The sequence below is a fragment of the Streptomyces sp. NPDC104202 genome, assembly GCF_055584185.1.
In genome coordinates this window covers 1-22,068 of sequence record NZ_JBVJMN010000004.1, presented here as the reverse complement: position 1 = coordinate 22,068, position 22,068 = coordinate 1, and the positions used below count along the sequence as shown (strand labels likewise).

Sequence of the window (22,068 nt, the reverse complement as noted above, 5' to 3'; positions counted from 1 at the left end):
CCTTCATGAGGGACACTGCTCCCGTGCGTGGACATCTGCCGGACGAGAACCCCGGTTTCGTGGGGCGCCGCACGGAACTGGAGCGAATATCCGCCGCGTTGGCGGAGCATCGCCTCGTCACCGTGACCGGCGTCGGAGGAGTCGGGAAGACCCGGCTCGCCCTGCGTGCGGCCCACCGCGCCGCCGACCGGCACCCCGACGGCGCCTGGTGGACCGACCTCGGCCAGCTCGACGGCGAGCGGCTGCTGATCGCCCTCGTCGCCGACTCCGTCGACCTCTCCGACCACACCCCCGGCATGGCGAGCACCGGGCTCTGCCGACGGCTGGCCGACGACCGCCTGCTGCTCGTCCTCGACTCCTGCGAGCACCTGGCGGACCCCTGCGCCCGGCTCGTCACCGAACTGCTCGCCGCGGCACCCGGCCTCACCGTCCTCGCCACCAGCCGGTGCCCCCTCGGTGTCGAGGGCGAGCACGTCATCGCCCTCGACCCGCTGCCGCCCGCCGGCCAGGACGCCCTGGAACTCCTCCGGCACGCGGCCGGCGAGGACTTCCCCGCCGTGGGACCGGCCGGCGAGATCTGCGTCCGCCTCGAAGGCATCCCGCTCGCCCTGGAACTGGCCGCCGCGCAGATCCGCCTCCAGGGCGCCGAGGCCGTCCGCGACCAGCTCGGCAGCCGCTTCGACGCCTCGCCGGGCACCCGCTTCGACCTGCTCGCCCACACCGAACGCGTCTGGCCCAGCCGCCACCAGACCCTGCGCGCCGCCATCGGCTGGAGCCACGAACTGAGCGCTCCGCTCGAACGCCTCCTGTGGGCCCGGCTCTCCGTCTTCCGCGGCCCCTTCGACCTCGCGTCGGCCACCGCCGTGTGCGTCGGCGGACCGCTGAACCGCGCCACCCTGCCCGAGGCCCTCGCCGGGCTCGTCCGCGCCTCCGTGGTCCGTCCCGCCGACGCCGCCGGCCGGCACCGGATGCTCGACACGATCCGCGAGTACGGGGCGACCTGGCTCGACCGCACCGGCGAGATGGGGAAGGTCGCCGACCGCCACGCCGCCCACTTCCGCGGCCTGGCCCGCCGGGCGGAGAGCGAGTGGCACGGCGCCCGCCAGCTCCGCTGGTACCGCGGCGTGGACGCGCACCACACCGACCTGCGCACGGCCCTGGACCGACTGCTGCGCACCGACCCCGACGCCGCCCTCGACCTCGTCGGCTCCGTCGCCTTCGCCTGGTCGTGCCGGGGCCGGCTCCGCGAGGCCCGCGACGGCCTCGAACAGGCCCTGCTGCTCAGCGAGGCCCGAGGCCGCGTCCGGGCCCGCGCCCTCTGGGCCCTCGGCGTCACCCTCGTCCTCCAGGGCGAGTTCGGCCCCGCCCAGGACATCAGCGAACAGTGCGCCCGCGAGGCGCGGCACGCCGAGTACGCCGGCCACCCCGGCCACCCCGACGACCCGCACCCCGACGGGAACAGGGACCCCGGCGGCGGCCGGGACCGCCCCGGCGACCTCACCCTCGACGCCGCCGCCCTCGCCGGACTCCTCGCCCTGACCACCGGCCGCCCCATGGCCGCCCACGTCGTCGTCGGCCACGTCCTCGACGCCGCCCGCGGCGGCCCCGCCGACTCCGCCGCACGGCTCCGCTGCAACCTCGTGCGCGTCTTCGCCCTCACCGGCCTCGGCCGGCTCGGCGAGGCCCGGGAGCGCGCGCTCGACCTGCGCGCCCGCTGCCAGGAGCTGGACGAGCACTGGACCCGCACCGCCCTGGAGTACCAGCTCGCCCTCACCGGCCTCCTGGAGGGCGACCCGGCCGCCGCCGCCGGACACGCCCGCGCCATGCTCGAAGGGACCCGGAACCTCGGCGCCATCCTCGGCGTCGCCCTCGGCCTCGACGTGCTCGCCACCGCGCTCGCCGCGGCCGGCGAGGGGGAACGCGCCGCCGACGTCTCCGGCACCGGGGAGGCCTACTGGCGCTCCACCGGCCAGCCCCGACGCGGCCTGCCGGGGCTGAGGGCCCTGCACGAGAAGTACACGGACACCGTCCGCGCGTCGATGGGCGACCCCGCCTACGAGGAGATCTTCGGCCGGGCCCTCACCGGGCTCCCGCAGGACGGCCTCGACCGGGCCCTCCGCGGCCCCGCGCAGGGGTGAGGCCCCCCGCCGCGCCGAGGTGCCGGGCCCGCGGGCCCGGCGCACCATGAGGAGATGGACGGATCCCTCGGCGGTCCGGGCGGCATCAGCGCCCCCGGACGCGTGGCGGCCGCCGGCGAGGGCATCAGCGCCCAGGAACTGGCCCTCGCCGCCCGCAACCACGGACTCCCGCTCGAAGCCCTGCGCTACGACGTCACCCCGCCCGGCCTCCACTACGTGCTCGTGCACTACGACATCCCCGCCACGGACCCGGACGGCTGGCGGCTCACCGTCGGCGGCCGGGTGCTGCGTCCGCTGGCCCTGGACCTGGACGCGCTGCGCGCCCGGCCCTCCGTCACCCGCCGCGTGACCCTGGAGTGCGCCGGGAACGGCCGTGCCGTGCTGACGCCCCGGCCCGTCAGCCAGCCCTGGATCGTCGAGGCCGTCGGCACCGCCGAGTGGACGGGCGTCCCGCTGGCCTCGCTCCTGGCGGAGGCCGGCCCCGCCGAGGACGCCGTCGAGGCCGTCTTCACCGGCGCCGACCACGGCGTCGAACGCGGCGTCGAACAGGACTACCGGCGCTCCCTTCCGCTCGCGACGGCCGCCGACCCGGCCCGCGACGTCCTCGTCGCCCACACGATGAACGGTGCGCCCCTGCCTCCGCAGCACGGCAGCCCGCTCCGGCTCGTCGTCCCCGGCTGGTACGGCATGGCCCACGTGAAGTGGCTGCACGACATCACGCTCACCGGCACCCCGTACACCGGCTTCCAGCAGAGCGTGGCCTACCGGCTCCGCCAGGACCCCGGAGAACCGGGGGAGCCGGTCACCCTCATCGCGCCCCGCGCCCTGATGGCGCCGCCCGGATTCCCGGACTTCATGTCCCGCACCCGCGTGGTGCGCCCCGGCCCGGTGCCGCTCCTCGGCCGCGCCTGGTCCGGTCACGGACCCGTCACCCGCGTCGAGGTCAGCGAGGACGGCGGCGCCGCCTGGACCGACGCCGAACTCCACCCCGACCCGGCCCACCCCTGGGCCTGGACCGCCTGGAGCGCCCTGTGGACCGCGACCCCGGGCCTGCGCCACCTCACCGTCCGGGCCACCGACGCGGCGGGCAACGTCCAGCCGCTCACCGCGCCCTGGAACCGCGGCGGCTTCGCCAACAACCTCGTCCAGCGGGTCGAGGTCCTCTGCGCACCGGAGCCGGACACCACCCCCTGACCGTCCCCGGCGGGCCGGACGGCCCCGACCCCGCGGCCCGGCCCGGCGACACCGGGCGGCCGGGCCCGGCCGACACCCCGGCCCGCCCCGCGCGGGCCCGCCCGCCGTGCCCCTTTGGGCCAGGGCGACGGCCCGGCGCCCCGGTGCGTAGAGTCGACCCCCGTACACCCGTCGGCGCGCGGCCCCGGTCCGCCGCCGACCGCCCCGCGACGAGGAGACCTCCGTGACCGACCCGGCGCCCACCGCCGTCCAGCAGCAGATCGCCCGGGACCTCGAGGTGTCCGACGCCTTCGACCCGGCCGCCGAGATCGAGCGCCGGGTGGCCTTCCTCACCGAGCGGCTGACCTCCACCGGGCTGCGCTCCCTCGTCCTCGGCATCAGCGGCGGCGTCGACTCCACGACCGCGGGCCGGCTCTGCCAGCTCGCCGTGGAGCGGGCCCGCGCCGCCGGCCACGACGCCACCTTCTACGCGATGCGCCTGCCGTACGGCGTCCAGGCCGACGAGAAGGACGCGCAGACCGCCCTCGGCTTCATCCGCGCCGACCGGGTCCTCACCGTGGACGTCAAGGCCGCCAGCGACGCGGCCCTGGCGGCCTGCCTCGCCGGCGGGGTGACCTTCCGTGACGCCCACCACCAGGACTTCGTGCAGGGCAACATCAAGGCCCGCCAGCGGATGATCGCGCAGTACGCGGTCGCCGGCGCCCACGACGGGCTCGTCGTCGGCACCGACCACGCGGCCGAGGCCGTCTCCGGCTTCTTCACCAAGTTCGGCGACGGCGCCGCCGACGTCGTCCCGCTCACCGGCCTGACCAAGCGGCGGGTCCGCGCCGTCGCCGCCGAGCTCGGCGCCCCCGGCGAGCTGGTCTGGAAGACCCCCACGGCCGACCTGGAGACCCTCGACCCGGGCAAGCCCGACGAGGACGCGCTCGGCGTCACCTACGACGACATCGACGACTTCCTGGAGGGCAAGCCGGTCGCGGAGGCCGCGTTCGCCTCCATCGTCCGCCGCTACGAGCTCACCGAGCACAAGCGCCGGCTGCCCCTCGCCCCCTGAGGCCGCGCCCGCGGCGCCCCGCCCCCGATCGGCCCGGCCGGGGGTGCGGGGCGCCCGCCCGCCGTCTCGAATGGGAGGGTGACCGCGCCGCCCGACGACTGCCTCGCCCGCAACGAGTGGATCTGCGGGGCCTACGTCTCCTCCCGCGGTGAGATCCTCGCCGACGCGGTGGCCGAGCACCTCCGGCTCACCGGGGCCTCCGTCGCCCTGGGCCTCCTGCTCGCCCTGCCGCTCGCCCTGGCCGCCCGCCGGTGGCACTGGGCGGCCGGACCCGTCCTGGGCATCACCACCGTGCTGTACACGATCCCCGCGCTCGCCCTGTTCTCGCTGCTGCTGCCGGTCTACGGGCTGTCCGCGGCGCTCGTCGTCGCCGGACTCGTCCTGTACTCGCTCACCCTGCTGGTACGGAACATCCTCGCCGGGCTCCGCGACGTCCCCGAGGAGACCCGGCAGGCCGCCCGTGGCCTCGGCTACGGGCCCGTCCGGCTGCTCCTCGCCGTCGAACTGCCCCTCGCCCTGCCCGCCGCGATGGCCGGGCTGCGGCTGGCCACCGTCTCCGCGGTCTCCCTCGTCACGATCGGCGCGATCGTCGGCCACGGCGGCCTGGGCAACCTCATCTACGCCGGCATGAACACCTACTTCAAGGCCCAGGTGCTCACCGCCTCCGCGCTCTGCGTCCTCATCGCCGTCGCCGCCGACCTGCTCCTCCTCGGCGCCCAGCGGCTGCTGACCCCCTGGACCCGCGGGCGGTCCGCGTGACGACCCTCGCCGACGCCTGGTCCTGGCTGACGACCGCCGCCCACTGGTCCGGCGAGGACGGCGTGGGGAACCGCCTCGCGGAGCACCTCTTCCTCACCGTCGTCTGCCTGCTGATCGGCTGCCTCATCGCGCTGCCCGCCGGTCTCGTCCTCGGCCACCGCGGCAAGGGCGGCGCCCTCGCCCTGAACCTCGCCAACGCGGGCCGCGCCGTCCCCACCTTCGCCGTCTTCGTCCTGCTCCTGCTGAGCCCGCTCGGCCCGTACGAGCCCTGGCCCACCGTGATCGCGCTGGTCCTGTTCGCCGTGCCGCCGCTGCTGACCAACGCGTACGTGGGGGTGCGCGGCGTCGACCCCGACGTCGTCCGGGCCGCCCGGGGGATGGGCATGACCGAAGGACGGACGCTCCTGCGCGTCGAGCTCCCCCTGGCCCTGCCCCTCGTCCTCACCGGGGTCCGGATCGCCGCCGTCCAGCTCGTCGCCACCGCCACCGTGGCCGCGCTGGCCGGCGGCGGGGGGCTCGGCCGGATCATCACCGCCGGCTTCAACCTCGCCTCGACCCCCCAGGTCGTCGCCGGTGCCTTCCTGGTCGCGCTCCTCGCCCTGGCCGTCGAGGGCGTCTTCGAGGGCGTCCGGCGCCTCGTCCCCGGCGGGCCGCGGCGGAGCGAAGGATGAGACCGCCCCGGGCGGCCGCGCTCGCCGCCTGTCTCCTCGCGCTCCTCGGCGGGTGCGCCGAGGGGCCCTCGCTGGAGGACCGCGGCGCGCCCACCGCCCCGCCCGGCGACAGCCGGGACCTGGTCGTCGGCTCCGCCGGGTTCACCGAGAGCGACCTGCTGGCCGAGATGTACGCCCTCCTGCTGGAGGCCGCCGGCTACCGGACCCGGCAGCTGACCGTCACTAACCGGGAGCTGTACGAACCGGCCCTGGAGAGCGGCCGGATCGACGTCGTGCCGGAGTACGCCGCCACCTTCGCCGACTGGCTGAACGCCAAGGAGCACGGCCCCGACGCGCCGCCCGTCGGCTCCCCCGACGCGGCCGCCACCATGACCGCCCTGCGGGCGCTCGCCGCACCGCGCGGCCTGACCGTCCTCGACCCCGGGCGCGCCGTCGACCAGAACGCCTTCGCCGTCACCGCCGCCTACGCCGCCGACCACCGGCTCCGGACCCTCAGCGACCTCGGCGCCGCCCGCCTGCCCGTCCGCCTCGCCGCCGGCGACGAGTGCGTCCGCCGGCCGTACTGCGCACCGGGCCTCCGGGAGACGTACGGGATCGACGTGACCGGCGTCGACCCCAAGGGCGTCGGGACCACGCAGTCCAAGCAGGCGGTGCAGAGCGGCCAGGCCCAGCTGGTGCTCACCACCAGCACCGACGCCACCCTGGACGACTTCGGGCTCGTCCTGCTCGCCGACGACAAGCGGCTGCAGAACGCCGACCACGTGGTCCCGGTGGTCAACCGGGCCCGGGCCGGGAGCGCGGGCGTGACGGGCGCCCTCGACCGGCTGAACACCGTGCTGACCACGGAGGACCTCGCGCACCTCAACGAGCAGGTGGACAGCTGGCGGCGGCTGCCGGAGGACGTGGCGCGGACGTACCTGGCCGGCAAGGGTCTCCTGTCGCCCTGAGCCCGCCCGGCCCTGACCCCGCCTGGCCCGGAAGTCCCCGGCCCGGAAGTCCCCGGCCCGGAAGGCCCCGCGCCGGGGACCACCCGCCCGCGGGACGTGCCCGCCGTGTGATCCACTGTCCCCGCGGGGGCACACCGAACAGGAGCAGGAACAGCGTGACCACCTACCGGCAGCCGGGACTCGTCCTCACCGACCACCGCTTCCCCGTTCCCCTCGACCACACCCGCCCCGACGGCGAGCGGATCGAGGTCTTCGGCCGTGAGGTCGTCGCGAGCGGGAGCGCGGACCGCGAGCGGCTGCCGTGGCTGGTCTACCTGGAGGGCGGCCCGGGCTTCGGCGCCCGCCGTTTCATCGGCCCCCAGGCGTGGCTGGGCCGGGCGGTCAGGGAGTTCCGCGTCCTCCTGCTCGACCAGCGCGGGACCGGCCGCTCCACCCCCGCCAACCGGCAGACCCTGCCCCTCCGCGGCACCCCGGCCGAGCAGGCCGACTACCTCGCCCACTTCCGGGCCGACTCCATCGTCGCGGACTGCGAGAGCATCCGCCGCCGGCTCACCGGCGGCGCGCCCTGGACCGTCCTCGGCCAGAGCTTCGGCGGCTTCTGCGCCACCCACTACCTCTCCACCGCTCCCGAGGGCCTGGAGCGGGTCCTCGTCACCGGCGGCCTGCCCTCCCTGGACGCCACCGCCGACGAGGTCTACCGAGCCGCCTACCCCCGCGTCCGGCGCAAGAACGAGGCCCACTTCGCCCGCTACCCGCAGGACGCCGAGCGGGCCCGGGCGATCCTCGCCCACCTCCTCGACCGCGAGGTGACCCTGCCCGGCGGCGGCCTCCTGACCGCCGAGGCGTTCCAGTCCCTCGGCATCCTCCTCGGCTCCGGCGACGGCACCCACCAGCTCCACCTCCTCCTGGAGGGCGCCTTCGTCCCGACCCCCGGCGGCCCCGAACTCGCCGACTCCTTCCTGGAGCAGGTGCGGGCGCACCTCTCGTACGCCGGACACCCGCTCTACGCCGTGCTCCACGAGGCCATCTACGCCCAGGGCCGGGGCCCCACCGACTGGGCCGCCGAACGCGTCCGCGCGGAGTACCCCGAGTTCGACGCCCGGACCGCCCTCGCGAGCGGCGCGCCGCCGCTCTTCACCGGCGAGACGGTCCATCCGTGGCACTTCGTCACCGACCCCGCCCTGCGCCCGCTGCGCGAGACCGCCGAACGGCTCGCCGCACGCGACGACTGGACGCCGCTCTACGACCCCGAGCGCCTCGCCGCCAACGAGGTGCCCGTCGCGGCCGCCGTCTACCACGACGACATGTACGTCGACACCGCCCACTCCCTGGAGACGGCCCGGGCCGTCCGGGGCCTGCGGACCTGGGTGACCGACGAGTACGAGCACGACGGGGTGCGGGCCGGCGGGCCGCGGGTCCTCGACCGGCTCCTGGCGCTCTCCCGCGACGAGCTCTGACCCCCGCCGCCGGCGGCCCGCCGCGCGCAAAAGTCCAAGCGGTCGGCCGCCGTTGGACATGGTGCGGGCGCGCGGGCTGCCGGTAGAACTCGGTCCGGACCCCCGCGCGGGGAGCCCGCGAGGAGAGGACCCGGACCATGAGCACCCACGTCGGCGCCGAGATCGTCGCCCAGCCGGAGTGCTGGCGGCGCGCCGCCGAGACCGCCGACCGGCAGGCCGCCCTGCTGCCGGGGCGCGGCGAGCGCGTGGCCGTCGTCGGCTGCGGCACCTCCTACTTCATCGCCCGTGCCTACGCCGCCCTGCGCGAGTCCCTGGGGGCGGGGGAGACCGACGCCTTCCCCGCCTCCGACCGGACCCCGCTGGGCCGCGGCTACGACCGGGTCGTGGCGCTGACCCGCTCCGGCACCACCACCGAGGTCGTGCACCTGCTGGCCGCGGCCGCCGGACGGATGCCCTCCCTCGTGCTCACCGGGGTCCCCGACAGCCCCGCCGGGCGGCTCGCCGACCGGGTCGTCGACCTGGGCTTCGCCGACGAACGCTCCGTCGTCCAGACCCGGTTCGCCACCACCGCCCTCCAACTCCTGCGCGCGGGACTGGGCGTGGACCTCGGTCCCTCGATCGCGGACGCCGAGCTCGTCCTCTACGAGCGGCTGCCCGCCGCCTGGGAGCGGCGCGGCCAGTACACCTTCCTCGGCACCGGCTGGACCGTCGGGCTCGCCGACGAGGCCGCCCTCAAGCTCCGCGAGGTGGCGCGCGCCTGGACGGAGTCGTACGCCGCGATGGAGTACCGGCACGGCCCCATCAGCATCAGCGACCGGTCGAGCCTGGTCTGGTGCCTCGGTCCGGCCCCCTCGGGGCTGCGGGACGAAGTGGAGTCCACGGGCGCCCTGTTCGCCGCCGACGCCATCGACCCGGTCGCCGCGCTGGTCCGCGCCCAGCGGCTCGCCGTCGCCCTCGCGGACCGGCGCGGGCTCAATCCCGACCGCCCGCGGCACGTCTCGCGTTCGGTGATCCTGTCCGGGGCGATCCGCCCGACGGCGGCGGACGCGGCCCGTATCCTGCGGTCATGATCGCAACGGATGCCACGGACCTCGCCGAGCTGCCCGGAGACTGGACGCGCGCCCTCGCCGTCGTCGCCCACCCGGACGACCTGGAGTACGGCTGCGCGGCCGCCGTCGCCGCCTGGACGGACGCCGGGAAGGAGGTGGTGTACGTCCTCGCCACCCGCGGCGAGGCCGGCATCGACTCGCTCGCCCCGGACGTCTGCGGCCCGCTGCGCGAGCGGGAGCAGCGGGACAGCGCCGCCGTCGTCGGCGTGGACACCGTCGAGTTCCTCGACCACCGCGACGGGGTGATCGAGTACGGGCTCGGGCTGCGCCGCGACATCGCCGCGGCGATCCGCCGCCACCGCCCGGAGCTGGTCGTCACCCTGAACCACCGGGACACCTGGGGCGGCGGACCGGGTGCCCCCTGGAACACCCCCGACCACCTGGCCGTGGGCCGCGCCACCCTCGACGCGGCCGCTGACGCCGGGAACCGCTGGATCTTCACGGACCTCGCCGAACGGGGACTGGAGCCCTGGGACGGCGTGCGCTGGGTGGCGGTGGCGGCCTCCAGCACGCCGACGCACGCCGTCGACGCCGCGCCCGGCATGGACCGGGCGGTCCGCTCGCTGCTCTGCCACCGCGCGTACATCGAGGCGCTGACGGACCAGGACCCGGAGGAGTACGTCCGGTCCTTCCTCGCCGGGGCCACCGGGCGCGCCGCGGACCGCTTCGGCGGACGCCCGGCGGTGACCTTCGAGCTGTTCGCCCGCTGATCCGGGGCCCGGCTCAGCCCATCGGCGCGGGCTTCAGGACCGCGAAGGCCGCGCCGAACGGGTCGGCGAGCCAGGCGATCCGGCCGACGTCGGGGACGTCGGCGGCGGGCATGAGGACCGAGCCGCCGTTGCCCTGCACCGAGCGCGAGACGGCGTCGGCGTCCTCGACCGCGAAGTACGGCACCCAGCGCGGGTGCTCGCCCTGGAGTTCGGCGGCGCCGCCGAAGGAGGCGTCCTGCTGGTCGCCCTCGGCGGTGGAGATCACCCGGTACGTCATGCCGGGCGCGTCCATCTCGGCCCACCGCCAGCCGAACAGCGCCCGGTAGAAGCCGAGGACCGACTCCGGGTCGGCCACGTGGAGTTCGGCCCAGACCAGGGTGTTGGTCGAGGAGGTCCGCTCCAGGCCCTGCACGCGGCCCGGCTGCCAGACGGCGAACTCGGCGCCGCCCGGGTCGGTGAGGCAGGCCATCCGGCCCGCGTCCATGACGTCGAAGGCCGGGACGCGCACGGTGCCGCCGGCGGTCTCGGCGCCCTTCTGGGCGGCCTCGGCGTCCGGGGTCTGGAAGTACAGCGTCCAGGCGCTGCGGGCGCCCTCCTCGGTGAGCCTCCCGAGGGCGGCGACCGTGAGGCCGTCCTGCTGGAAGTAGCCGTAGCCCCCGGCCTCCGGCCCGGCCGACCGGAACTCCCAGCCGAAGACGGCGCCGTAGAAGGAGGCGGCGGCCTCGGTGTCGGGGCTGCCGAGATCGATCCAGTTGGGGGATCCCTGGGTGAAGTGCGTACCGAGCATGGGAGGTGTTCCGTCCTTCCGTCGTCCGTGGCTGCCGGAGCCGGGGCGCAGGTCCCTGACGGCCCCCGGACACCATGGCCGATCCTCATCCCCGGGGCCGGTCGGCGCAGCCGCCGCCGTGCGGGTTCATCCGGTCGGCCGACGGGCCGCCCGCTCGGCCAGATCGCCCAGGAGCAGCTCGCCGTTGAGCGCGACGGCGGCCCGGTGGCCCCGGCTCACCGCGTTCACGACCTGTTCCTGCGGGCCGGTGACGTTCCCCGCCGCCCAGACGCCGGGCACGCTCGTCCGGCCGGTCTCGTCGACGGCCACGAACTCCCCGAAGGGGGTCGCGCGCAGCTCAGCCCCGAGCTGCCGCAGCACCCCGTCCCGGGCCGCGAGCCGGGTCGCCCCGACGAAGACGACGGAGCGGGGCACGAACCGCCCGTCCGCGAGCCGCACCCCGGTCAGCGCGTCGTCCTCCGTCTCGACTCCGGCCACCTCCCCGGTCACCACCCGCACGCCGGCGGCCTCCAGGAGCGCCGCCTCCTCCGCCGTGGGGCCGTCCGCGGTGTGGAGGAAGAGCGTCACGTCCTTCGACCACTGCGAGACCATCAGAGCCTGGTGCGCGGGCATCACCGGGTGCGCGATCACGCCGAAGGCCCGGTCGCGGACCTCCCAGCCGTGGCAGTAGGGGCAGTGCAGCACGTCCTTGCCCCACCGCCGGGCGACCCCGTCGATGTCCGGCAGCTCGTCGACGAGGCCGGTGGTCACGACGAGCCGCCGCGCCCCGGTCCGCGTGCCGTCCGCCAGGGAGACGGTGAACCCGTCCCGGCCGTCCGGCGCCGCGCCCGTCACCCGTCCCGCGCGCCACTCCACGCCGTACCGGGCGATCTCGCGCCGTCCGGCCGCCAGGTAGTCGGCCGGGCTCGTCCCGTCGCGGGAGAGGACGCCCTGCATGTGCGCGGCCGGGGCGTTGCGGGGCTCGCCCGCGTCCACGACCAGGGTCCGGCGCCGTGCGCGGCCCAGGACCAGCGCGGCACTGAGCCCCGCCGCGCCGCCGCCCACCACCACGGCGTCGTACCGCTCGTCCGGGCCGTGCCCGCCGGTGTCGTCGTCCCTGTCCATCCCGCTGCTCCTCGTGTCGGTGCCCATGGTGCGAGGCTCGCTCGGCCTCGGCGAACCGGCAAGCGGTGTTGCCGTTTCTGCAACACTGGAGGCATGAGCGAAGACGACCGCATCGACGCCGTGCTGAACGACGTGGGCCCCCGGCTCCGGCGGGTCCGCCGCGACCGCGGGGTGACCCTGGCCGAGCTCTCCGCCGCCACCGGGATCTCCGTGAGCACGCTGTCCCGGCTGGAGTCCGGCCGGCGCCGGCCCAGCCTCGAACTGCTGCTGCCGCTGGCCCGCGCCCACCAGGTCCCGCTCGACGAGCTGGTCGGCGCCCCGCCGGTCGGCGACCCGCGGGTGAAGGCCAAGCCCATCGTGCGCCACGGGCGGACGATGTTCCCGCTGACCCGCCAGCCGGGCGGCCTCCAGGCGTACAAGGTGATCCAGGAGAAGACGCGGGAGGCGCCGGATCCCCGGGTGCACGAGGGGTACGAGTGGCTGTACGTGCTCTCCGGGCGGCTCCGGCTCGTCCTCGGCGAGCACGACGTCGTCCTCGGTGCCGGGGAGGCGGCCGAGTTCGACACCCGGGTCCCGCACTGGTTCGGTCCCGTGGACGACGGGCCGGTGGAGTTCCTGAGCCTCTTCGGGCCGCAGGGGGAGCGCATGCACGTGCGAGCGCGGCCCAAGAAGTCCGGCTGACCCGTTCCGCCGCGTCAAGCGACCGCTTAGTATGCAACCGACCGCTCGGTACGGAGGAGGCATTCCGGATGCAGGCATGGCGTGTGTACGAGAACGGGGAACCCGGCGCGGTGATGCGCCGCGAGGAGGTGGGGACGCCGACGCCCGGAGCGGGGCAGGTGCTGCTCAGGGTCCGTGCCGCGAACGTCAACTTCCCCGACGCGCTGCTCTGCCGCGGCCACTACCAGGTGCGGCCCCCACTGCCCTTCACCCCCGGCGTGGAGGTGTGCGCCGAGACCGAGGACGGCCGCCGGGTCATCACCACCGCGGCCCTCCCGCACGGCGGCTTCGCCGAGTACACCCTGGCCGACGCCGCCGGGCTCCTCCCGGCCCCCGAGGCCCTCGACGACGCCGAGGCCGCCGCGCTGCACATCGGCTACCAGACCGGCTGGTTCGGCCTCCACCGCCGCGCGGCCCTGCGCGAGGGCGAGACGCTCCTCGTCCACGCGGCGGCCGGCGGCGTCGGCAGCGCCGCCGTCCAGCTCGGCAAGGCCGCCGGCGCCACCGTCATCGGCGTGGTCGGCGGGCCCGAGAAGGCGGCCGTCGCCCGCGCGCTCGGCTGCGACCTCGTGATCGACCGGCGCTCCGAGGACGTGGTCGCCGCCGTCAAGGCCGCGACCGGCGGCCGCGGCGCCGACGTCGTCTACGACCCGGTCGGCGGCGAGGCGTACCAGCAGTCCGCGAAGTGCGTGGCCTTCGAGGGGCGGATCGTGGTCGTCGGCTTCGCCAGCGGCACCGTCCCCGCCCCGGCCCTCAACCACGCGCTCGTGAAGAACTACTCGGTCCTCGGCCTCCACTGGGGCCTGTACGCGGCGAAGGACCCGGCCTCGATCGGCCGCTGCCACGAGACCCTCACCGCCTACGCGGCCAAGGGCCTGATCAAGCCGCTCGTCGGCGAGCGCGTCCCCTTCGCGGCCGCGGCCGACGCCGTGCAGCGGGTCGCCGACGGCACCACCACCGGCCGTCTGGTCGTCCTCCCGGAAGGGGCCGCCGCGTGACCGACGCCGACGCACTCCGCGCGCTCGTCCGGCGCCTGCTCGACGAGCACCCGCCCGCGACCACCGACCGCACCGACTTCCTGAAGGCGCGCTTCGACGCCGGACTCGCCTGGGTCCACTACCCGGTGGGCCTCGGCGGGCTCGACGCGCCCCGCGCGCTGCAGTCCGTCGTCGACGCCGAACTCGCCGCCGCGGGAGCGCCCGACAACGACCCACGCCGCATCGGCATCGGCCTCGGGATGGCCGCGCCCACCCTGCTCGCGCACGGCGGCGACGAGGTCCGGCGCCGCTTCCTGCGGCCGCTGTGGGTGGGCGAGGAGGTGTGGTGCCAGCTCTTCAGCGAGCCCGGCGCCGGCTCCGACCTCGCCGCGCTCGGCACCCGGGCCGTGCGGGACGGCGACGACTGGGTGATCGACGGGCAGAAGGTGTGGACCTCCAGCGCCCACGTGGCCCGGTGGGCCATCCTCATCGCCCGCACCGACCCGGACGCGCCCAAGCACCGGGGCATCACCTACTTCGTCTGCGACATGACCGACCCCGGCGTCGAGGTCAGGCCGCTGCGCCAGATCACCGGCGAGGCCGAGTTCAACGAGGTCTTCCTCACCGGCGTCCGCATCCCCGACGCCCACCGGCTCGGCGCGGTCGGCGACGGCTGGCGGGTCGCGCAGACCACCCTCATGAACGAGCGGGTCTCCATCGGCGGCGCCCGCATCCCCCGCGAGGGCGGCATGATCGGGAAGGTCGCCGCCACCTGGCGCGACCGGCCCGAACTGCGCACCCACGACCTGCACCGGCGGCTCCTGGACCTCTGGGTCGACGCCGAGGTGGCCCGGCTGACGGGCGAGCGGCTGCGCCAGCAGCTCGTCGCGGGCCAGCCGGGCCCGGAGGGCAGCGCGATGAAGCTCGGCTTCGCCCGGCTCAACCAGGCCATCAGCGGACTGGAGGTCGAACTCCTCGGCGACGAGGGCCTGCTGTACGGGGACTGGACCATGCGCCGCCCCGAACTCGTCGACTTCACCGGCCGCGACGCCGGCTACCGCTACCTGCGGTCCAAGGGCAACTCGATCGAGGGCGGCACGACCGAGGTCCTCCTCAACATCGTCGCCGAACGGGTCCTCGGCCTTCCCCCGGAGCCCCGCAACGACAAGGACGTCGCCTGGAAGGACCTGGCCCGATGACCGCACCGACCCCCGCGCTCGACCTGCTCTACTCCGAGACCGAGGACGATCTGCGGGCGGCCGTCCGCGACCTGCTCTCCGACCGTGCGGGACACCGGACGGTGCTCGCCCTGGCCGAGACGGACAGCCCGTACGTCCCCGGGCTGTGGAAGTCCCTGGCGACCGACATCGGCGCCGCCGGCCTCCTGGTCCCCGAGGAGCTCGGCGGCCAGGGCGCGAGCCACCGCGAGGCCGCCGTCGTCCTGGAGGAGCTGGGCCGCGCGGTGACCCCGCTGCCCTACCTCACGAGCGCGGTCGTGGCCACCGAGACCCTGCTGGCGCTGGCCGGGGAGGACGGGCCCGCCGCCGGACTCCTCGCCCGGGTCGCGGGCGGCGGCACGGTCGCGGTGCTCGCCGTGCCCCTCGCCACCGGACCGGGCGCGCGCCCGCCGGCCGGCTCCCGGGTGGCCGGGGTCGCCGACGCCGTCGCGGCCGACGTCCTCCTCGTCCCGCGCGCCGACGGCCTGTACGCCGTACCCGCGGAGGAGGCGGCGGTGGAGCCGCTGAGCCCGCTCGACCTGACCCGCCCGCTCGCCACCGTCACCGCGCCGGAGGGGAGCGGCACCCGGCTCGCCGGCCCCGAGGCGAGCCGCGCGGCGGTCGACCGCGGACTCCTCGCCGGCGCGGGGCTGTTGGCGTCCGAGCAGTTGGGCCTCGCCGAGTGGTGCCTGGAGGAGACCGTCCGGCACACCCGGGAGCGCCACCAGTTCAACCGTCCCGTCGGTTCGTTCCAGTCCCTCAAGCACCGCATGGCCCAGCTCTGGCTGGAGCTGGTCGGCGCCCGGGCGGCGGCCCGCGCCGCGGCCGACGCCCTCGCCGGCGCCGGCCCCGACGCCCCGCTCCTGGTCGCCGTCGCGCAGGCGTACTGCTCCAAGGTCGCGGTCCACGCGGCCGAGGAGTGCGTCCAGCTGCACGGGGGGCTCGGCATGACCTGGGAGCACCCTGCGCACCTGGCGCTGAAGCGGGCCAAGTCCGATCAGATCGCGCTCGGTTCGGCCGGGCGCCATCAGGACGCGATCGCGGCTCTGGTGGGGCTTCCGGCACCCGAGTGACCTGTGGCGGGGGCCCCTTACCCGGAGCCTTGCGCTCCGGGTAAGGGGCCCCCTGCCGTCACACCCCTTTACGTGCTGTTTAATTGCAATCTCTTCGCAATAACAGTTGATCTTCAAGAGGGGTGTGGACACGATGGCCGCCCGAACCGTCCGCCGAGCGACCGCCGCGACAGTGACGGGGGCGCTCGCCCTCGCCACCACGGCCTGCTCCCACCCCGGCACCGCCGGAGGCACGGGCGGGCCCAGGGACTCCGCGGTCGTCGGCATCGCGTACGAACCCGAGACCCTCAGCCCCCTCCTCGGCTACGGCAAGGACGGCAACTCCAAGATCTTCGACGGGCTGCTCGCCTTCGACGGCGCCATGAAGCTCGAACCCGCCCTCGCCCGCGCCCTGCCGAAGGTCAGCGCCGACGGCCTCACGTACACCTACGCCCTCCGCTCCGGCGTCACCTTCAGCGACGGCGTCCCCTTCACCGCGAAGGACGTCGTCTTCACCTACCGCACGATCCTCGACCCGAGGACGAACAACGCCTCCCGCTCCGAACTCGACGCCCTCCGCGACGTCCGGGCCGTCGGCGACGACACCGTCGTCTTCACCCTCAAGTACCCCTACGCCCCCTTCGCCCAGCGCACCGTCCAGGCCATCGCCCCCGCCCACGCCGCCGCGGGACAGGACGTCAACACCGGCGCCTTCACCACCCGGCCGATCGGCACCGGACCGTACGTCCTCACCGGCTGGTCCAAGGGCGAGAAGCTCACCTTCAAGGCCAACCCCACCTACTGGGACGGCGCGCCCGCCGTGAAACGGTTCACCATGGCCGTCGTCAAGGACGACGACGTCCGGGCCACCCGGCTGCGCGCCGGCGACCTCGACGGCGCCGTCCTGCCGCCCAACCTGGCGGCCGGCTTCGCCGACGACCCGGCCCGGACCACGTACACCGCGAAGACCTACGACTACCGCACCGTCACCCTCCCCACCCACCACCCGGTCACCGGCGACACCGCCGTCCGCCGCGCCCTCGACCTCGCCGTCGACCGCCAGGCCATGGTCGACAAGATCCTCGAAGGCGCCGGCAAGCCGGCCTACGGCCCCGTCCCCACCGGCAGCCCCTGGTTCGCCGAGGGCACCGAGCGCCGCCACGACCTCGCCGGCGCCGGGAAGATCCTCGACGAGGCCGGCTGGAAGCCCGGCCCCGACGGCGTCCGCGTCCGCGACGGCGTCCGCGCCGCCTTCCCCCTCTGGTACCCCTCCGGCGACAAGCTCCGCCAGGACCACGCCCTCGCCTACGCCTCCGACGCCAGGAAGGCCGGCATCGACATCACCACCCAGGCCGGCACCTGGGAGGTCATCGAACCCCGCATGAGGACCGACGCCGTCCTCGCCGGCGGCGGCTCGCCCGGCGACCCCGACTTCGACCAGTACCTGCTGCTCAAGTCCACCCTCGCGGGCGACGGCTTCAACAACATGGCCTGGTACGACAACAAGACCGTCGACCGCGCCCTGGAGGACGGCCGCCGGACCGACGACCCCGCCGCGCGCCGTGCCGCCTACGACACCGTCCAGCGCGAACTCGCCGAGAACCCCGGCTACACCTTCCTCACCCACATCGACCACCTCTACGTCGTGAACGACGCCTGGGACGGCCTCGGCACCCAGACCGAACCGCATGACCACGGCCTCGCCTCCGGTCCCTGGTGGAACGTCGAGTCCTGGGTCCCCAAGGGCGCCGCCCCGTGAGCCGGCGCCTCCCCTGGGGGGCCATGGCCCGCATGACGGGCCGGCGCGCCCTGGCCGCCGTCCCCGTCCTGCTCGCCGTGACCTTCGCGGTGTTCGCCGTCGCCGCGGCCTCCCCCTTCGACCCCGTCAAGGCCTACGCGGGCACCGCCGGCCTCACCGCCTCGCAGGAGAACCTCGACCAGCTCCGTGCCAACCTCGGCGTCGACCGGCCCTTCACCGCCCGCTGGTGGGAGTGGCTCACCTCCGCCCTCACCGGCGACCTCGGCGACTCCTCCGTCATGCGCCGGCCCGTCGCCGACGTCATCGGCGAACGCCTCGGCTGGTCCGTCCTGCTCGCCGCCACCGCCTTCCTCGTCGCGATCGCCCTCGGCACGCTCCTCGGCGTGCTGGCCGGCCGCCGCCGCGGCGGCCTCCTCGACCGGGCCGTCAGCTCCGCCGCGTACACCCTGGAGGCCGCACCCGCCTTCTGGCTCGGCCTCCTCGCCATCTGGTTCTTCGCCCTGCGGCTGGGCGCCCTGCCCCCGGGCGGGCTCACGGACACCGCGAGCGACACCGTCACCGCCGGCCAGGTCGCCCGCCACCTCGTGCTGCCCGCCCTCGTCCTCGGCCTCTCCCAGCTCCCCTGGTTCTTCCTCTACGTCCGCCAGGGCGTCGGCGACGCCCTCGACGAGGACCCCGTGCGCGGCGCCCGCGCCCGCGGCCTCGCCGAACGGACCGTCCTCACCGGACACGCCCTGCGCTCCGGAATGCTCCCCGTGCTGACCCTCGTCGGCTCCCGCGTCCCCGAACTCATCACCGGAGCCCTGCTGGTGGAGACCGTCTTCAGCTGGCCCGGCATCGCCGCCGCCACCGTCACCGCGGCCACCTCGGTCGACTTCCCGCTGCTGGCCGCCCTCACCGTCCTCGCCACCGCCGCCGTCCTCCTCGGCAACCTCCTCGCCGACCTCCTGTACGGACTCGCCGACCCGAGGGTGGGCTTCGATGGCTGACCCCCGCACCCACCGCCTGCGGCTCTGGACCTCCGCCCTCGTCGTCGGCACCGTCCTCCTCGCCGTCCTCCTCGTGCCGCCGCTCGTCCGGCTCGACGAACAGGCCGTCGACCTCTCCGCCAAACTCCTCCCGCCGTCCTGGTCCCACCCCTTCGGCACCGACGACCTCGGACGCGACCTGCTGCTGCGCTGCGTCCACGGCCTGCGGATCTCGCTCCTCGTCGGACTCGTCGCCGCGCTGGTCGCCACCGTCGTCGGCACCGCCGTCGGCGCGGCCGCCGGCGCCTTCGGCGGCTGGACCGACCGCTGCCTGATGCGACTCGTCGACACCTTCTCCGCCGTGCCCCACCTGCTGCTCGGCATCTTCGTCGTCGCCCTCTTCCGCCCCGGCGTCTGGCCCGTCATCGCCTCCGTCGCCGTCACCCACTGGCTCTCCACCGCGCGGATCGTCCGCTCCGAGGTCCTCTCGCTGCGCACCCGGCCGTTCGTGGACGCCGCGGTCTCCGGCGGCGCCACCCGGCTGCGCGTCGCCGTCCGTCACCTGCTGCCCGCCGTGCTGCCGCAGGCCGCGCTCGCCGCCGTCCTGATGGTGCCGCACGCCATGTGGCACGAGTCCGCGCTCTCCTTCCTCGGCCTCGGTCTGCCGAGCCACCAGGCCAGCCTCGGCAACCTCGTCCAGAACGCCCGCTCCTCCCTGCTCACCGGGCACTGGTGGCCCACCCTCTACCCCGGCCTGCTGCTGATCGTCCCCACCCTCGCCATCGCCGGCCTCGCCGGCGTCTGGCGCGACCGCCTCCACCCGCGCCGCCGATCGGAGCTGATGCTGTGAACACCGCCGACGGCAAGGTCCTGCGCGCCCTGGAGGCCGTCACGGCCGAACGGGCCGAGGACGCCCTGCTCAGCGTCCGCGGCCTCACCGTGCGGTTCCGGCTGCACGGCGGACGGAGCGTCGCGGCCGTCAGCGACGCCGACTTCGACCTCGCCGCGGGGGAGTGCCTGGCGCTCGTCGGCGAGAGCGGCTGCGGGAAGTCGGTCCTGGCCTCCGCGCTCCTCGGCCTGCTGCCCGCGAACGGCGTGGCCTCGGGCTCTGCCCTGCTCGCCGACCGCGCCGGGGAAGGTCCGTCCGACCTGCTGGCCGCCGACGAGAAGACCCTCGCCCGGACCGTACGGGGCCGGCGCGTCGGCCTGGTGCCGCAGAGCCCCGCCGCCCACCTCACCCCCGTGCGGACCGTGCGGTCCCAGCTGGAGGAGACCGTACGGGCGCTGACCGCCGTCCCCCGCCGCGCCCGGCGCGGGGCCGCCGAGGCCGCCGCCGCGCGGGCCGCGTTCCCGGCCGGCCACCTGGACCGCCACCCCCACGAACTCTCCGGCGGCCTCGCCCAGCGCGCCGCCACCGCCCTCGCCCTCATCGGCGACGCCCGCCTGCTCCTCGCCGACGAACCCACCACCGGGCTCGACCGCGACCTCGTCGACCGCACCGTCGACGAGCTGCGCCGCCACGTCGACGAGGGCCGCGGCCTGCTCCTGATCACCCACGACCTCGCCGCCGCCGCCCGCGTGGCCGACCGCGTCGCCGTCATGTACGCCGGCCGGATCGTCGAGATCGCCCCCGCCCACCGGTTCTTCGGCCCCACCGGCCCCGGTCACCCCTACGCCCGGGGCCTCCTCGACGCCCTCCCCGACCGGGCCTTCACCCCCGTGCCCGGGATGCCGCCCGAGCTCTCCGCCCTGCCCGACGGCTGCGCCTTCGCCCCCCGCTGCACCCGCGCCACCGACCTCTGCGCCACCCGCCCCGCACCCCGGGCCGGGGTGGCCTGCCACCACCCGGAGCACGCCCGTGCTTGAACTCGACCGCGTCACCGCCGGATACGACCGGCGCGTACCCGTCTTCCGCGGCGCGTCGCTCACCGTCGCCCCCGGCGAATCCGTCGGACTCCTGGGCCCCAGCGGCTGCGGCAAGTCCACCCTCGCCCGCGTCGCGGCCCTCCTCCACCGCCCCGACGCCGGCCGCCTCGTCCTCGACGGCGCCGAGGTCCACCGGTGGCGCCACCGCGCCCCCCGCGCCCGGCGGACCGCCGTCGGCGTCGTCTTCCAGCAGCCCCGCACCGCCGCCGACCCCCGCCTCACCCTCGCCGAACTGATCGTCGAGCCGCTGCGCGCCACCGGCCTGCGCGCCCGGGCCCCCGGCCGCCTCGCCGAACTCGCCCCGGCCGTCGGCCTGACCCCCGACCTGCTCACCCGCCGCCCGCACGAGGTCAGTGACGGCCAGCTCCAACGCGCGTGTCTGGCGCGGGCGCTGAGCCTGCGGCCGCGCTGGCTCGTCTGCGACGAGATGACCGCCATGCTCGACGCCTCCACCACCGCGGCCCTCGTCGCCGCCGTCGAGACCTACCGCGCGGAGACCGGCGCGGGCCTCCTCGCCGTCGGCCACGACCGCCTCCTGCTGCGCCGCTGGTGCGACCGTACGGTGGAGTGGAAGGACTGCCTGCCCGCGGAGGAGCTCCCGTGACCACCCCGCGGGCGACCGCGGCCGGGGGCGACCCCCACCACGGTCCGCGCGCCGCGGCCGGCCCGGCGTCGCGCTCGCCCACCGCGACGCCCCGCCCGACCACCGCTTCCCCGCCCCCCGGCGGCCCGCCGCGGCCCTCAGCGGCCGACCCCGTCCGCATCTCACCCGTATGGCCGCCCCGCCATACGCCCGGACGGACCGCCCATTCCGCCACACTGTCGGCCGAACGCCGCAATTCCGGTGCGGCGACGGAGGGACGTGAAGGCCATGGCCGTTTCCATTTCTGTCCTGGTGCTGCTGGTGGTGCTGGCGGCGATCTTCCTGCGCAGCGGAGGGCTGAAGTTCTCCCACGCGCTCGTCTGCGCCCTGCTCGGCTTCTTCCTGGCCGGCACCAGCATGGCGCCCACCATCCACGACGGCGTCGCGGCCACCGCCGACGTGGTCTCCAGCCTCCGGCCGTGACCACCGCACGCGCGTGACACCGCGGGCCGTCGTTCCCTGTACGTCTCACCTCCTCGGGCCTGGCGTCGGCCGCCGGTGCGCCCCGCGTCAGGACCCGAGGAGCCGATGTGACCGGCCACCCGCCCCGGCGGCGGGCCCGCGGGCCCGTGACGCCCACCGCGCCGGGCGCGGTCCTGGCGCCCCCGCGACCGCGCGCCCCGTGCCCGGCCGGGTGCCCGCCCAGCACCCGTACCTCGCCCCCAACGGCCGCAGCGGGACCGAGCCCGGCTCGGTGAACCAGGGCTCGGGCACCACCCCCGACCTGTTCGCCGTCCGCGACACCCGCTGACCGCGCACGCCGCCGGCCCGGAACCGAAGAGGCAGGGGCGGCGGGACAACCCTCCCCCCCCCCCCGGCCCCCCCCCCACCCCGGTTCTCCAGTCCACCCCCGCAGAAGCACCACCCCTCCGGTCC

Annotated in this window: 22 protein-coding genes; 20 read left to right on the top strand and 2 right to left on the bottom strand. The window is 76.0% G+C overall.

Annotation, left to right across the window (positions count from 1 at the left end; genetic code table 11):
• Positions 1-5: 5 nt before the first annotated feature.
• The 9 genes from ACZ60W_RS03950 (at position 6) to ACZ60W_RS03910 (ending at position 10,039) form a co-directional block, all read left to right on the top strand.
• On the top strand, positions 6-2,138 hold the full coding sequence (locus ACZ60W_RS03950; RefSeq protein ID WP_469753760.1) for an ATP-binding protein: 2,133 nt from the start codon (positions 6-8) through the stop codon (positions 2,136-2,138).
• Between the two features lie 54 nt (positions 2,139-2,192).
• Positions 2,193-3,332, top strand: coding sequence for a sulfite oxidase (locus tag ACZ60W_RS03945; protein ID WP_469753759.1), 1,140 nt, complete (start codon positions 2,193-2,195; stop codon positions 3,330-3,332).
• Between the two features lie 223 nt (positions 3,333-3,555).
• Positions 3,556-4,386 carry an ammonia-dependent NAD(+) synthetase gene (gene nadE / locus ACZ60W_RS03940; protein ID WP_469753758.1) on the top strand — a complete coding sequence of 277 codons (831 nt, stop codon included), beginning with the start codon at positions 3,556-3,558 and terminating at the stop codon, positions 4,384-4,386.
• 78 nt (positions 4,387-4,464) lie between these two features.
• Entirely contained in the window at positions 4,465-5,145 is a 681-nt protein-coding gene (locus ACZ60W_RS03935; protein ID WP_469753757.1) for an ABC transporter permease, read from the top strand.
• Positions 5,142-5,816 (top strand): ABC transporter permease, encoded by a 675-nt coding sequence (locus ACZ60W_RS03930; protein WP_469753756.1) that lies wholly within the window; start codon positions 5,142-5,144, stop codon positions 5,814-5,816. Before ACZ60W_RS03935 ends, ACZ60W_RS03930 begins: the two co-directional genes overlap by 4 nt.
• A complete protein-coding gene (locus ACZ60W_RS03925; RefSeq protein WP_469753755.1) occupies positions 5,813-6,763 on the top strand; it encodes an ABC transporter substrate-binding protein in 951 nt (316 codons plus the stop codon). Before ACZ60W_RS03930 ends, ACZ60W_RS03925 begins: the two co-directional genes overlap by 4 nt.
• Positions 6,764-6,918: 155 nt before the next feature.
• Positions 6,919-8,220 (top strand): alpha/beta fold hydrolase, encoded by a 1,302-nt coding sequence (locus ACZ60W_RS03920; RefSeq protein ID WP_469753754.1) that lies wholly within the window; start codon positions 6,919-6,921, stop codon positions 8,218-8,220.
• A 137-nt stretch (positions 8,221-8,357) separates the two neighbouring features.
• Positions 8,358-9,290: an SIS domain-containing protein gene (locus ACZ60W_RS03915; protein WP_469753753.1), complete on the top strand. Its 933-nt coding sequence runs from the start codon at positions 8,358-8,360 to the stop codon at positions 9,288-9,290.
• The gene (locus ACZ60W_RS03910) at positions 9,287-10,039 is read left to right on the top strand and encodes a PIG-L deacetylase family protein (protein WP_469753752.1); all 753 of its coding nucleotides are present in this window, start codon (positions 9,287-9,289) and stop codon (positions 10,037-10,039) included. Before ACZ60W_RS03915 ends, ACZ60W_RS03910 begins: the two co-directional genes overlap by 4 nt.
• A gap of 13 nt (positions 10,040-10,052) precedes the next feature.
• On the opposite strand, the gene ACZ60W_RS03905 is transcribed toward ACZ60W_RS03910, so the two are convergent.
• Both ACZ60W_RS03905 and ACZ60W_RS03900 read right to left on the bottom strand, forming a co-directional pair.
• Entirely contained in the window at positions 10,053-10,826 is a 774-nt protein-coding gene (locus tag ACZ60W_RS03905) for a VOC family protein (RefSeq protein ID WP_469753751.1), read from the bottom strand.
• 126 nt (positions 10,827-10,952) lie between these two features.
• Positions 10,953-11,930, bottom strand: coding sequence for an NAD(P)/FAD-dependent oxidoreductase (locus tag ACZ60W_RS03900; RefSeq protein WP_469753750.1), 978 nt, complete (start codon positions 11,928-11,930; stop codon positions 10,953-10,955).
• Between the two features lie 93 nt (positions 11,931-12,023).
• Here ACZ60W_RS03900 and ACZ60W_RS03895 point away from each other — a divergent pair, with 93 nt between their 5' ends.
• From ACZ60W_RS03895 to ACZ60W_RS03845, 11 genes are all read left to right on the top strand, one after another.
• Positions 12,024-12,611, top strand: coding sequence for a helix-turn-helix domain-containing protein (locus ACZ60W_RS03895; protein WP_469753749.1), 588 nt, complete (start codon positions 12,024-12,026; stop codon positions 12,609-12,611).
• Positions 12,612-12,679: 68 nt separating this feature from the next.
• Positions 12,680-13,648, top strand: a complete 969-nt coding sequence (locus tag ACZ60W_RS03890) for an NADPH:quinone oxidoreductase family protein (RefSeq protein ID WP_469753748.1) — start codon at positions 12,680-12,682, stop codon at positions 13,646-13,648.
• A complete protein-coding gene (locus ACZ60W_RS03885; RefSeq protein WP_469753747.1) occupies positions 13,645-14,826 on the top strand; it encodes an acyl-CoA dehydrogenase family protein in 1,182 nt (393 codons plus the stop codon). The genes ACZ60W_RS03890 and ACZ60W_RS03885 overlap by 4 nt, the downstream gene beginning before the upstream one ends.
• A complete protein-coding gene (locus ACZ60W_RS03880) occupies positions 14,823-15,917 on the top strand; it encodes an acyl-CoA dehydrogenase family protein (RefSeq protein ID WP_469753746.1) in 1,095 nt (364 codons plus the stop codon). Before ACZ60W_RS03885 ends, ACZ60W_RS03880 begins: the two co-directional genes overlap by 4 nt.
• A 133-nt stretch (positions 15,918-16,050) precedes the next feature.
• The gene (locus tag ACZ60W_RS03875; RefSeq protein ID WP_469753745.1) at positions 16,051-17,655 is read left to right on the top strand and encodes an ABC transporter substrate-binding protein; all 1,605 of its coding nucleotides are present in this window, start codon (positions 16,051-16,053) and stop codon (positions 17,653-17,655) included.
• On the top strand, positions 17,652-18,644 hold the full coding sequence (locus ACZ60W_RS03870) for an ABC transporter permease (RefSeq protein ID WP_469753744.1): 993 nt from the start codon (positions 17,652-17,654) through the stop codon (positions 18,642-18,644). The genes ACZ60W_RS03875 and ACZ60W_RS03870 overlap by 4 nt, the downstream gene beginning before the upstream one ends.
• The gene (locus tag ACZ60W_RS03865) at positions 18,637-19,473 is read left to right on the top strand and encodes an ABC transporter permease (RefSeq protein WP_469753743.1); all 837 of its coding nucleotides are present in this window, start codon (positions 18,637-18,639) and stop codon (positions 19,471-19,473) included. Before ACZ60W_RS03870 ends, ACZ60W_RS03865 begins: the two co-directional genes overlap by 8 nt.
• Positions 19,470-20,489 (top strand): ABC transporter ATP-binding protein, encoded by a 1,020-nt coding sequence (locus ACZ60W_RS03860; RefSeq protein WP_469753742.1) that lies wholly within the window; start codon positions 19,470-19,472, stop codon positions 20,487-20,489. The genes ACZ60W_RS03865 and ACZ60W_RS03860 overlap by 4 nt, the downstream gene beginning before the upstream one ends.
• Positions 20,482-21,153 carry an ABC transporter ATP-binding protein gene (locus ACZ60W_RS03855; RefSeq protein ID WP_469753741.1) on the top strand — a complete coding sequence of 224 codons (672 nt, stop codon included), beginning with the start codon at positions 20,482-20,484 and terminating at the stop codon, positions 21,151-21,153. Before ACZ60W_RS03860 ends, ACZ60W_RS03855 begins: the two co-directional genes overlap by 8 nt.
• A 267-nt stretch (positions 21,154-21,420) precedes the next feature.
• Complete coding sequence (locus ACZ60W_RS03850) at positions 21,421-21,615, top strand: hypothetical protein (protein ID WP_469753740.1); 195 nt, start codon at positions 21,421-21,423, stop codon at positions 21,613-21,615.
• 199 nt (positions 21,616-21,814) lie between these two features.
• A complete protein-coding gene (locus ACZ60W_RS03845) occupies positions 21,815-21,943 on the top strand; it encodes a hypothetical protein (RefSeq protein ID WP_469753739.1) in 129 nt (42 codons plus the stop codon).
• The last annotated feature ends 125 nt before the right edge of the window (positions 21,944-22,068 follow it).